This window comes from Mesorhizobium sp. M1C.F.Ca.ET.210.01.1.1, from assembly GCF_004791585.1.
Classification (GTDB): Bacteria; Pseudomonadota; Alphaproteobacteria; order Rhizobiales; family Rhizobiaceae; genus Mesorhizobium.
Window position 1 is genome coordinate 1 of record NZ_SRUU01000118.1, and the last position, 415, is coordinate 415.

1 protein-coding gene is annotated in these 415 nt (G+C 64.1%); it reads left to right on the forward strand.

Going from position 1 to position 415, the window contains the following annotated elements:
- Positions 1 to 415, forward strand: a 415-nt coding sequence (locus tag EN853_RS33185; RefSeq protein ID WP_135861348.1) for an ATP-binding cassette domain-containing protein, incomplete at both ends; no start/stop codon positions are given.

Genomic DNA, 415 nt, shown 5'->3' on the forward strand with positions numbered 1-415 from the left:
GTGCAGGCAGCGACCAAGATCTATCACACGGCGTCAGGCGACCTCCTGGCGCTGGACCGCTGCAGCCTCGACGTCAGGGCCAATGAAATCGTCTCGATCGTCGGCCCGTCGGGCTGTGGCAAGACCACGCTGCTGTGGTCAATGTCGGGCTTGCACAGCCTGACCAGCGGCGAAATCCGGCTCGACGGCAAGGCGATCACCGGGCCGCATCCCGATATCGGTATCGTTTTCCAGGAAGCCAACCTTTTGCCGTGGCGCAATCTCGACGCCAACATCCGCTTTCCCTTCGAGATCAAGGGCGAAAAACCCGACCGCGCCTGGATCGCGCACCTCCTGAACCGCGTCGGCCTCGATGGTTTCGGCGGCAAGTTCCCGCGCGAGCTTTCGGGCGGCATGCAGCAGCGCGCGGCAATCG